Below are 10,515 nucleotides of genomic sequence, written 5' to 3' on the forward strand. Positions count from 1 at the left end.
GTGCTACAGTAAGCCACCCTATGGCCCCTTCCGCTCCCAAAACATCCGGCCCCACCAAGACCGTCGCGGTCATCAGTTTGGGCTGTCCCAAGAACACCGTGGATTCCGAGGTGATGCTGGGGAAGCTCGCCCAGGACCATTATTCCCTCGTCAAGGACCCCGCCCAAGCGGAGGTGGTCATCGTCAATACCTGCGGCTTCATCGAAGCCTCCAAGAAGGAGTCCATCGATACCATCCTGGGGGTCGCCAAGCTCCGCAAGACCGGCAAGCTGAAGTCCCTCGTGGTGGGGGGGTGCCTGGCCCACCGCTATGGGGACGAACTCAAGAAGGAACTTCCCGAGATCGACATCCTTTTCGGCCTGAACGACGTGGAGGACGTTTCCAGGCAGATCGCCGGCAAGTCGAAAACGACGGTCGATGCGCCGAAGCCCATGCTTCCCGAGTCGCTTTCCGAGGCCACCTATGTTTATGACGCATCCTCGCCCCGCTTGCTCTCCACCCCGGGCCATTTCGCCTATGTGAAGATCTCGGAGGGGTGCGATCTGCCCTGCACCTTCTGCATCATCCCCAAGATCCGGGGACACTACCGCAGCCGCTCCATCGAGGATATCGAGCAGGAGGCCGGGAACTTGGCCTCCCAGGGGATCCGGGAGATCTGCCTGGTGGCCCAGGACAGCACCTGGTATGGCGCGGACCGCTATGGGAAGCCCAAGATCGCCCAGTTGCTGGAAAAACTCGCGGGAGTGAAGGGCCTGGATTGGGTCCGCCTCCATTATCTATATCCCAGCCGGGTGACCGACGAGATGCTCGATGTCATGGCCGCCCATGGCAACATCGCCCCTTATTTCGATGTGCCCCTCCAGCACGCCAGCGACCGGATCCTCAAGTCCATGCAACGGATCGGGGACCGGGCCCTGCTGGAGCGGATGTTGGACCGTATCCGCCAAAGGGTGCCGAAAGCCTCCCTCCGTTCCACCTTCATCGTGGGGTTCCCGGGGGAGACGGGCGAGGATTTCGACCAACTCATGGATTTCCTCAAGAAGGCCCAATTGGATTACGCCGGGTTCTTCGCTTATTCCCAAGAGGAGAACACGCCGGCGGGGATCATGCCGGGCCAGGTGACCGAAGGGATCAAAAAGGCCCGTTTGGCGGAGGCCTATCGCCTTCAGGAATCCATCGCCGAAAAGGCCCATGGGAAATGGGTCGGCGAGAAACTCCTGGCGGTGGTCGAAAGCGTAGGCGCCGACGGGGAAGTGCAGGGCCGCACGAAGTACCAGGCCCCGGAAGTGGACGGAGTGGTCCTGATCGAGGGATTGAAAGCCCCCGAACCGGGCCAATGGGTCGAGGTCGAGATCACCCATACCCTTAACCAAGACCTGGTGGCCAGAGCGGTTTAAAGAGAGCTGTCCGACTTGGACCTTTTCCGGTGCCCCGGAGGGCGGATTGAGCCGACCGAAACCCCAAAACCGAGCCTCGCGTTGGAACATCGCCAACATCCTGACGTTATCGCGGATCGGCGTCACGCCCCTCTACCTGATCCTGATCTTCCGGGAGGAAGTCTGGGCCAAGTGGGCGGCGGGCCTTCTTTTTGCCTGGGGGGCCATCAGCGACTACCTGGACGGCTATTACGCCCGAAAATACAACCTCAAGACCGACTTTGGGGCCCTCTTGGACCCCTTTGCGGACAAGGTGCTCATCGTTTCGGTCTTCGTTTCCTTCGTGGCCCTGGACCTGGTCCCGGCCTGGATGGTGGTGATCATGGTGGGGAGGGAATTCCTCATCACGGGGTTCCGCCAGGTGGCCCAGACCCAGAACATCATCCTGGCCGCCAGCCGGGCCGGGAAGCACAAGACCGTTTCCCAGATCGTGGCCATCTCGGTCATCCTGGCCATCGTCTGCGCCCAGTCCACCGTGGAGGCCTACCAGGGGACCTGGGACCAGTTCATCCTGCGCCTGGGCGGATGGGGGGAGTTCCTGGACAAGTTCGTGTGGTACGGTCCCTATTGGCTGATGTTCTACGCGACGGTCATGTCCATCATCTCGGGCGTGGATTACTTCTACAAGAACCGGCACATCCTGGGCGGTCCCAAGCGATGAACTACCTCTATTTCTGGATCGCGACCTTCCTGGGGGTCGGAAAACTTCCGAAGGCTCCCGGGACCTGGGCGTCCCTGGTGGCGGCCATCCTTTTCTACCCTTTGATCGAAACTCCTTGGGTCCTGGGAGGCTTATTGGCCGGCATCTTCTTCGTCGGGGTCCTGGCCTGCGACGGCTACTCCAAGGGCCTGAAGGACCCGGACCCTTCCTCCGCCGTCATCGACGAGGTCCTGGGGATGGGGATTGCGATGCTGGCCATCCCCAAGGCTTGGCCCTATGTGGTCATGGCTTTCATCCTGTTCCGTCTTTTCGACATCTGGAAGCCCTTCCCGATCCGGCGTTTGGAGAAGCTTCCCGGAGGATGGGGCATCATGGCCGATGACCTGATGGCGGGACTTTATGCCCGGCTTTGGGTCCAGATCGGCCTTTGGACCATCTATTGGATCCAATGATGGATTCCCACGGGGGCCTTCCTTGAACGCTGAGATCGTCGCCATCGGGACCGAACTCCTTTTGGGCCAGAACACGGACACCAATTCGGGCTGGATCGCCCGGGAATTGGCCTTGATGGGCATCGATGTCTTCGGGTTCCAAGCGGTCGGGGACAATGAAAAGCGCCTGGAGGCGGCCCTCAAGCTGGCCTGTGAGAGGGGCCCCATCGTGATCGCGACCGGCGGGCTCGGCCCCACGGTGGATGACGTGACCCGCAAGGTCGCCGCCCGGTTGGCGGGCAAGCAACTGGTCTTCCATGACCATCTGGCCAAGGCCATCGAGGAACGTTTCGCCCGGTTCCGCCCCGGAAAGCCTTTTCCCAAAGCGAACCTGAACCAGGCTTTCCTGCCCCAGGGGGCCACGGTCATCCCCAATGCCAACGGCACGGCGCCGGGGTTCATCGTGAAGGTCGGGAAGGCCCATTTGGCCTGCCTGCCGGGTGTGCCTTTCGAGATGAAGGCCATGTTCGAGGAGACCTTGAAACCCTTCCTCAAGGGGCTGGGGCCCACGGGGTCCATCATCAAATCCCGGGTTTTCCGCACCACGGGGATCGACGAATCGGCCTTGAACGAGAAGATCAGGGACCTCTTCGAGGGTTCGACCAATCCCACCATCGGGGTCTTGGCCCATTGGGAAGGGGTGGATATTCGCCTGACGGCCAAGGAGGAGAATGAGGCCAAGGCCGATCTTCTGATCGAGGCGCTGGGAAAGAACCTGACCACCCGCTTGCCCAATTTCATCTATGGCTGGGACAAGGATGACCTGGAGACCATCGTGGGGCGGATGTTGACCACCCGGAACATGACCTTGGCCACGGCCGAATCCTGCAGCGGCGGCTTGATTTCCCATCGGATCACCCAGGTCCCGGGAAGCTCCACCTATTTCCTGCGCGGTTACGTGGTCTATAGCAACCGGGCCAAGGAGCAGGCCCTGGGGGTGAGCGCTTCTTTGATCGAGAAAAAGGGGGCCGTGAGCCGGGAAGTGGCGGAAGCCCTGGCGTTGGGCGCCCGGAAAGCCGCGGGAAGCGACCTAGCCCTTTCCACGACAGGTATCGCCGGTCCCGGGGGAGGGAGCGCTGAAAAACCGGTCGGCTTGGTCCACATCGCCTTGGCCGATGACCAAGGTGCCCAATCCTTCGAGTTCCGGTTCACAGGGGACCGGAGTATCGTCAAGAAGCGCACCAGCCAGGCGGCCTTGGAGATCCTGCGCCGTTATTGCCTGGGGCTTCCTTACCGGGATTGACCTTGGGGTCTCCCCGGCTTTTCGTGGCGGTCCCCGTAACGGGGGGAGTCCTGATCCCCTTGACGGCCCTTTTGGAGGGCGCGCCACCGACCCCGGCGGTCAAATGGACCCGAACGGATCAACTGCACCTGACCCTTTTTTTCCTGGGTCCCACCCCCGAAGAAAAGATCCCCGGGTTGATCCGTTCCCTGTCGGAACTGTCGGCCCGGTACCGTCCCTTCCGACTATCCATCGAGGGATGGGGTGCCTTCCCGGACAAGCGATCGCCGAAAGTCCTCTTCGCCGACGTCGGCGGGAGTGCGGGGGTCCTGGAAGCCCTGGCGTCGGATGTCCAGCGGTCCATCGGGACCGAGCAGGCTTCGGGCGAAAAACCGGCCGCTTTCAAGGCTCACGTGACCTTGGGACGGATCCGGGAAAGAAAAGAGGCCGGGCCCGCCCTTCGTTACCTGGAAAGGGAAAAGGACCGCCTGATAGGGACCTTTCCCATGGACGGATTGGTCCTCTTCGAGAGCGTCTTGGAGCCGGGCGGCGCCCGCTACATCAAGAGGGCTTCTTTTTCGTTCCCTGGGATGGATAGTTCGCAGGGGGTTGTTTAAAATCCCGTCAAAATCACCAAGGAAACCCATGGCCCACGACCACGCCCATCATCCGCACGACCATTCCCACGACCAAGGTGAAGGACCGGAACTGACCGAAAAGGAGATGGAGGAACGTCTTCAGGCCTACCAGGAGGCCCAACAGAGGTATTTGGAAGGGACCTTCCATTGCTCATCGAGTTCGTAGGCAGCTATTTTCCACAGGACCGTCTGGTGGTCCGGGACATGGACCTGGAGGTCCATTTCGTCCATGAGGTCTCCGAGGGAGGGAAACCCGTGGGGGCCTTGGTCTATCGCCTGCGGAAGTTCCAGGACAAGGGCGAGTATTTCCGGGAAATGGCCAAGGATTACCAGGAGGGCTTGGGGATCCCGGAGGTGCTTTTCGTGGACACGGAAAGCGCCAAGTTCGAGGCGCCCGCCTCGCTGGAGATCCAGGAAGCCTATTGGGAGATCCCGCAGGATAAGTTGACGGGAAAGATCCGCGAGATGCGCGAGATCCTGGTCGCAAAGTCGAAACTGAAGAGTTTGCGCAACAGCGTTTGAATCTTAAGGAGCGTGGAATGAAAAAGTCCGTTCTTTTTTTGGGATTGATCGTTGCGATGGGACTGTCGAGTTGGGCCGAAGCCGGGGAGTCCCCCATCCTGGGCGGCGGTAACTTTGGATTGGGGCTGGAGGTCGGGGACCCCGGGGTCTGGGGACCGGTGGGGATGATCTGGATCGACCGGGAGAATTCGTTCCAGCCGGCCCTGAAGCTGGGGAATGGGACCGCCCTCCTGCAACTGGATTACCTTTGGCACGATTACTCGCTCATCAAGCCATCCAAGGGGATGCTGCCGTTCTACCTGGGGGTGGGCGGGGACGTGAATTTCCAGAACACGGTCACCCTCGGGGCCCGGGGCCTGGTGGGCATCGACTACCTGTTCAACCAGGAGAACGTTCCGGTGGACATCTATGTGCAGGTGGTCCCCGAGCTTTGGTTCAATAGCGGCGCGACCGCCTTCTACGTTTACGGCAACCTCGGCTCCCGGTACTACTTCTGATGCCCCGAAGGGCGTCGCGCCCCGGCTCCGGGGCCCTCATGATCTATGCCGCCAGTGAGCACGACTCGAACCTCTATTACGCGGTGAAGTTCTCGGTGCCCGACCCGTTCCCTTATTTCCGTATCGGGAACAAGGACATCATCCTCATGAGCGACCTGGAGCTGGGCCGGGCCCAAAAACAGGCCCAGGTGGACGAGGTCCTGTCCTACTCGGAGGCCCAGATGGCGGCCAAAGGCCAGGGGATCGAACGCCCGGGCGTCGCCGACGTTTCGGCCCACTTCCTCAAGTCCCGGGGGGTGCGGAAGGTCACGGTGCCGGACAACTTCAACCTGGGACTGGCCGACGCCCTGCGGCAAAGGGGCATCCAGGTCGTCCCGAAGGCCGACCCCTTCTTCGAACAGAGGGTCCTCAAGAGCGAGGAGGAAGTGCGGATGATCACCCGCTCCCTGCGCCACACGGAGGCCGCCATCCACAAGCTCGAGGACCTTTTGCGGCGCTCCCGGATCGTGGGCAAACGCTTGTCCTACCGGGGGACCTTGGTCACTTCCGAACTGCTCAAGAAGGTCCTGAACGTCTCCATGATGGAGAACAACTGCATCGGCAGTCACACCATCGTGGCCAGTGGAAACCAGGGCTGCGACCCGCACCAGGAAGGGACGGGACCGGTCTGGGCCCACCAATCCCTGATCGTGGACGTGTTCCCGAGGTCCGCTGACACCTTTTATTACGCCGATATCACCCGGACCTTCGTGAAGGGGAAGGCCTCCCCGCAATTGAAACGCCAATACGAGGCGGTCCGCCACGCCCAGGAATTGGGGATCAAGAAGGTGGCCCCGGGCGTGAATGGGCGGGAGGTCCACCAGGCGATCCAGAAGGATATGGAATCGCGGGGTTACCGGACGGAAAAGCGCAAGGGGACCATGGTGGGTTTCTTCCATGGGACCGGCCATGGCCTGGGGTTGGACGTGCATGAACCACCGCGGGTCAATGCGAGCGACCACGTGCTCAGACCGGGGGAAGTGGTGACGGTGGAACCGGGTCTCTATTATCCCGGAGTGGGAGCGGTCCGCATCGAGGACCTTTTGGTGGTCACGCCCAAAGGGCACCGGAACTTGACGGTCTATCCCAAGAAGCTGGAGATCCCCTAAGGGGTCTGCAGGGTCGGGGTGACCGAGATCCCCAGGCCCTTCAAGGCGGTCTTGGCCGCCTCTTCGTCGTTCCCGCCGCTGAAGATGAGATAGGACAGGACGATCAGGGCCCCGCCCCAAAGGATCATCTGTACGTTCTGGATCTTTTTTCCCCGGTACATGAAATATCCCCCCAGGATCCCCATCAGTGTGCTGACAATGAGTTTCAAGGATTCGAGCATCGGGTCACCTTGGGGGGGTGTTGGAGTTCAGGTCCATGAACTCCTGGATGCCATCGAAGACTTTTTTGGCGATGGGGGCCGCCACATCCTTGCCGGTCCCCCCATTCTCCGCAACGATGGCCAGGGCGATCTTGGGGTTCTCGATGGGCGCGAAACAGATGAACCAGGCGTGAAAGTTCGGGTCGCGGCTCCCGGAGGTCCCGGTCTTGCCGGCGATCTTGAGCCCCTTGACCCGGGCCTTGACCCCGATGCCCCGCTCCACATCGTTGACCATCATGGTGGTCAGGAACTGTGCCGTAGGCCGGCTGATGGTGTTCTTGTAGATCACCGGCTTATGCTGCTCGAGGATCTTCCCGTCGATGTTGGTGAGCTTTTCGGTCAGGTAAGGGGACATCAGGACCCCATCGTTGGCGATGGCCGACACGATCATGGCCGCGTTCAGGGGCGTGATGCGGAAGGCGGGGCCCAGCCCGGTGGCGGTCTCGGCCAACTCGTAGCGGGTCAGGCCCAATTTGGGGCAGGTGCTGGCCACCACGGGAAGCTCCAAGGTCTTGGGGACGGAGTTGAACCCGAAGCGGTTGTTGAATTCCAAAAGGGTGTCCTCGCCCAGGGCGAGCCCTAAACGGGCATAGCCGATGTTACAGGAGGTATCGAAGGCCTCCTCTAGGGAGCGGATCTCCTTATGCTTTTGCCAATCCATGAAATCCTTTCCGTCGATGACCATCCGGCCACGGCAGTAGAAGGGGAAGACATTGGAAAGGTTGATGTCCTTTTCCACGGCCGCGGCCGAACTGATGATCTTGATGATCGAGCCGGGTTCATAGAGGCTCTCGAAGGCCCGGTTCTTGAGGGGATTGTTCTTGTTGGAGATATAGGTCCACCATTGGCTGTGGACCTTCTCGGGGGTGAAGGTCGGCTGGGAGATGCAGCCCAGGATCTCCCCGGTCCGGGGATCCAGGGCCACAATGGAGCCCTTTTGCCAGCCCATGGCCCGGGAGAGGACCCGTTGGATGCGGCTGTCGATGGTGAGATAAAGCTTGTTCCCGGGGAAATAGGACTGATAGACCTTCTCAAGGCCCATGGAACCGCGGTTATCGGCGGCCTGTTGGTCCAGGTAGCCGATCAATTGGGCGAATTCCGGGCCCATGGGATAGCCCCGTTCCCCGTTCTTCGTCCATTGCAGGGCCAAGGGCACCCCATTGCGGTCGAATATATAGTAGATGGAGCCCCGGTCACGCTCCTCCCGGGATTTTTCCAGCAAGGATTGGTATTCCTTGTTCTTGGGCTCGTAATTGACCGCGGTCTCGAAATATTTCACCGCCTTGCCGACCTGCCCCAGGGCCCGATCCACCGTCCCGAGCGCCACATAGATCTCGGGGTTGGAGGGCTGTAGCTCGAGGGCGTGTTGGAGCTCCAATTCGGCCACGTTGTACTTGCCCTCGTCGATGAAGGATTGCCCCGTCTTGGTGTGGTTGAACTTCTTGCTGTAGGTGAGTCCCATCCGCATGGCTTGGTCGTAGAGTTCCTTGGCCTTTTCCAGGTTCCCGGCCTTCATTTCCACCAGGCCCAGGCCATCCACCGCCTTGGCATCCCCGGGAGTGCGGCTCAGGACCTTGTTGAACTCCATACGGGAGAGCTCCAGGTTGCCGTTATGCCAGTATTTCAACCCTTTGAGGTAGTTGACCTGGTTCATCAAGCTGGTCTTGGAGGCCAGAAGGACGATGAATAGGGCCAAGAAGAGGATGGTGGTCCGGAAAGAGGGAAGCTTGGTGCGCCGGTGGCGTGACAGAGGGATGGGGTTGTACTTTTTGAAGGGATCGATCACAGGCATTCCAGCGGGCTCCTTTGGGAAAACCTCTGCATTTTAAGGGGTGGACCCCTGGAATAAAGGGGTAAAAATACTTTTTGGGCGGTATCTGGGAAGATTGCGCGGCTCCGCAAAGGGGTCTATAAAGAAGGACCACGAAAAGGAGCGCTCCCCATGCAGGTCTTCATCATTGCGAACCTCGTCCTGAGCATGGCCTTGTTGGTCCTGTTCTTTTTGGGGCGCAAAGGCGGCTCGGATCCCCAGGGGCGGGAACTCGAGAAGGGTTTGGGATCCCTGGCCCGGGACCTGGAACGCTTGGAGAAGGTCTTGAAAGATGAGATGGCGCGCGGCCGGGAGGAAACGGGGAACCGTGAAAGGGCCGCCCGGGACGAGATGGGCCAGCAGTTCCAGAACATCGTCCGGGTCAACGAAGAGAAGCTCGAGTCCATCCGCCTGACCTTGGAGAGGCTGCTGAACGGACTCCAGGAGGAGAATGCCAAGAAGCTGGACGAGATGCGGATGGTGGTGGACGAGAAACTGCAGTCCACCCTGGAAAAACGGCTGACCGAGTCCTTCCGCCAGGTCAGCGACCGGTTGGAGCGGGTCCATCAGGGCCTGGGCGAGATGCAGAGCCTGGCTTCCAGCGTGGGGGACCTGAAGGCCGTCCTGACCAACGTCAAAACCCGCGGGACCTGGGGTGAGGTGCAGTTGGAGGCGTTGCTTTCCCAGGTGCTTTCCCCGGCCCAATATGCCAAGAATGTGCAGACCAAGAAGGACAGCGGGGACCGGGTCGAGTTCGCCATTCGGTTGCCGGGCCGTGGGGAGCAGGATGATGAGGTCCTGTTGCCGATCGATGCCAAATTCCCCGTGGAGGACCATCAGCGCCTGATGGCCGCCCTGGAGAAGGGGGACGGGGCCCAGGCGGAGGAAATGGCCAAGAACCTCGTGAATCGGCTCAAGAGCGAGGCCCGGGCCATCAAGGAAAAATACCTGGATCCTCCCGCGACCACCGATTTCGGGATCCTTTTCCTTCCGACAGAAGGGCTTTATGCGGAGGTCCTGCGTCAACCCGGTCTGGTCGAAGAACTCCAAAGGGACCATCGGATCGTGGTGACCGGGCCCACCACCCTGACCGCCATCCTGAACAGCCTCCAGCTCGGTTTCCGGACCCTGGCCATCGAGAAAAGGACGAGCGAGGTTTGGGCCCTCCTGGGGACCGTGAAGAAGGAATTCGGCCTTTTCGCCGGTATCCTGGAAAAGACCCAAAAAAAGCTCCAGGAAGCCAGTCATACCATCGAGGATGCCGCCAAAAAGACCCGGACCATCGAAAGGAAGCTCAAGGGGGTGGAAGGAATCCAGGGCAATGGGTCAGAAGCTTTGGAAGAGGAGCCGGCCCAGGGTAATTGAACTATTTTGAGAATGTTTCGGATGTTGTAAGAAAACCTACGGTTATTGTTAGAAATTCGAGGAATGAGCTGTTTTTGACCTCTTCTTTTTAGCGTAACTTCCGCCAAAAGCTGTTTTTATCGATAAAGCGTTCCTGGGATTTCAGGAATGAAAATTGCCAAAACATGGTAAAAGGGCTTTTTTGCTGCCGAAAGGTCCGAACGGGCCATTCTTTGATCTGAGGTTCACTTGAGGAATTTTTCCATCCATTCATTTAAAGGGTTAACCCGGATCCCCCTTTTGGTCCTGTTGGGTTCCTTGGGCTCCGTCGGAGCCCTTCAAGCGGCCGCCATCAATTACACGTCGACGAGCTATTGTCCGTCGGAGACGTCGTTCACGGTGACGGAGCAGACGACGGCCTATAACCAGCAGACGTCCAATTCCGTTTCCTTGGGGAATTGCGGCGTGAACATGAACATGTACGAC

13 protein-coding genes are annotated in these 10,515 nt (G+C 60.0%); 11 read left to right on the forward strand and 2 right to left on the reverse strand.

What is annotated here, in order from left to right:
* Window positions 1-20: 20 nt before the first annotated feature.
* The 9 genes from rimO to VHE12_10370 are packed head-to-tail and all read left to right on the forward strand — an operon-like array spanning window position 21 to window position 6,615.
* Window positions 21-1,397, forward strand: a complete 1,377-nt coding sequence (gene rimO, locus VHE12_10330; GenBank protein ID HVZ81172.1) for a 30S ribosomal protein S12 methylthiotransferase RimO — start codon at window positions 21-23, stop codon at window positions 1,395-1,397.
* A gap of 46 nt (window positions 1,398-1,443) precedes the next feature.
* Window positions 1,444-2,097: a CDP-diacylglycerol--glycerol-3-phosphate 3-phosphatidyltransferase gene (pgsA, locus tag VHE12_10335; protein HVZ81173.1), complete on the forward strand. Its 654-nt coding sequence runs from the start codon at window positions 1,444-1,446 to the stop codon at window positions 2,095-2,097.
* Window positions 2,094-2,549: a phosphatidylglycerophosphatase A gene (locus VHE12_10340; GenBank protein HVZ81174.1), complete on the forward strand. Its 456-nt coding sequence runs from the start codon at window positions 2,094-2,096 to the stop codon at window positions 2,547-2,549. The genes pgsA and VHE12_10340 overlap by 4 nt, the downstream gene beginning before the upstream one ends.
* Window positions 2,550-2,571: 22 nt before the next feature.
* Window positions 2,572-3,831, forward strand: a complete 1,260-nt coding sequence (locus tag VHE12_10345) for a competence/damage-inducible protein A (GenBank protein HVZ81175.1) — start codon at window positions 2,572-2,574, stop codon at window positions 3,829-3,831.
* A 2-nt stretch (window positions 3,832-3,833) separates the two neighbouring features.
* Window positions 3,834-4,427 carry an RNA 2',3'-cyclic phosphodiesterase gene (gene thpR, locus VHE12_10350; protein ID HVZ81176.1) on the forward strand — a complete coding sequence of 198 codons (594 nt, stop codon included), beginning with the start codon at window positions 3,834-3,836 and terminating at the stop codon, window positions 4,425-4,427.
* Window positions 4,428-4,455: 28 nt separating this feature from the next.
* Window positions 4,456-4,614: a hypothetical protein gene (locus tag VHE12_10355; protein ID HVZ81177.1), complete on the forward strand. Its 159-nt coding sequence runs from the start codon at window positions 4,456-4,458 to the stop codon at window positions 4,612-4,614.
* The gene (locus VHE12_10360) at window positions 4,596-4,970 is read left to right on the forward strand and encodes a hypothetical protein (GenBank protein HVZ81178.1); all 375 of its coding nucleotides are present in this window, start codon (window positions 4,596-4,598) and stop codon (window positions 4,968-4,970) included. Before VHE12_10355 ends, VHE12_10360 begins: the two co-directional genes overlap by 19 nt.
* A gap of 17 nt (window positions 4,971-4,987) precedes the next feature.
* Window positions 4,988-5,467 (forward strand): hypothetical protein, encoded by a 480-nt coding sequence (locus VHE12_10365; protein ID HVZ81179.1) that lies wholly within the window; start codon window positions 4,988-4,990, stop codon window positions 5,465-5,467.
* Window positions 5,467-6,615 (forward strand): Xaa-Pro peptidase family protein, encoded by a 1,149-nt coding sequence (locus VHE12_10370; GenBank protein HVZ81180.1) that lies wholly within the window; start codon window positions 5,467-5,469, stop codon window positions 6,613-6,615. Before VHE12_10365 ends, VHE12_10370 begins: the two co-directional genes overlap by 1 nt.
* Here VHE12_10370 and VHE12_10375 read toward each other — a convergent pair.
* Entirely contained in the window at window positions 6,612-6,836 is a 225-nt protein-coding gene (locus VHE12_10375; protein HVZ81181.1) for a hypothetical protein, read from the reverse strand. The genes VHE12_10370 and VHE12_10375 overlap by 4 nt on opposite strands.
* 4 nt (window positions 6,837-6,840) lie before the next feature.
* On the reverse strand, window positions 6,841-8,667 hold the full coding sequence (locus VHE12_10380; protein ID HVZ81182.1) for a penicillin-binding transpeptidase domain-containing protein: 1,827 nt from the start codon (window positions 8,665-8,667) through the stop codon (window positions 6,841-6,843).
* 150 nt (window positions 8,668-8,817) lie between these two features.
* On the opposite strand from VHE12_10380, the gene rmuC reads away from it, so the two are divergent.
* Window positions 8,818-10,050 (forward strand): DNA recombination protein RmuC, encoded by a 1,233-nt coding sequence (gene rmuC, locus VHE12_10385; protein ID HVZ81183.1) that lies wholly within the window; start codon window positions 8,818-8,820, stop codon window positions 10,048-10,050.
* Window positions 10,051-10,278: 228 nt separating this feature from the next.
* The coding region (locus VHE12_10390; GenBank protein HVZ81184.1) for a hypothetical protein at window positions 10,279-10,515 on the forward strand (237 nt) is incomplete at its 3' end.

This window comes from bacterium, from assembly GCA_035549195.1.
GTDB lineage: Bacteria > Oederibacteriota > Muellerivitia > Muellerivitales > Muellerivitaceae > DASZRK01.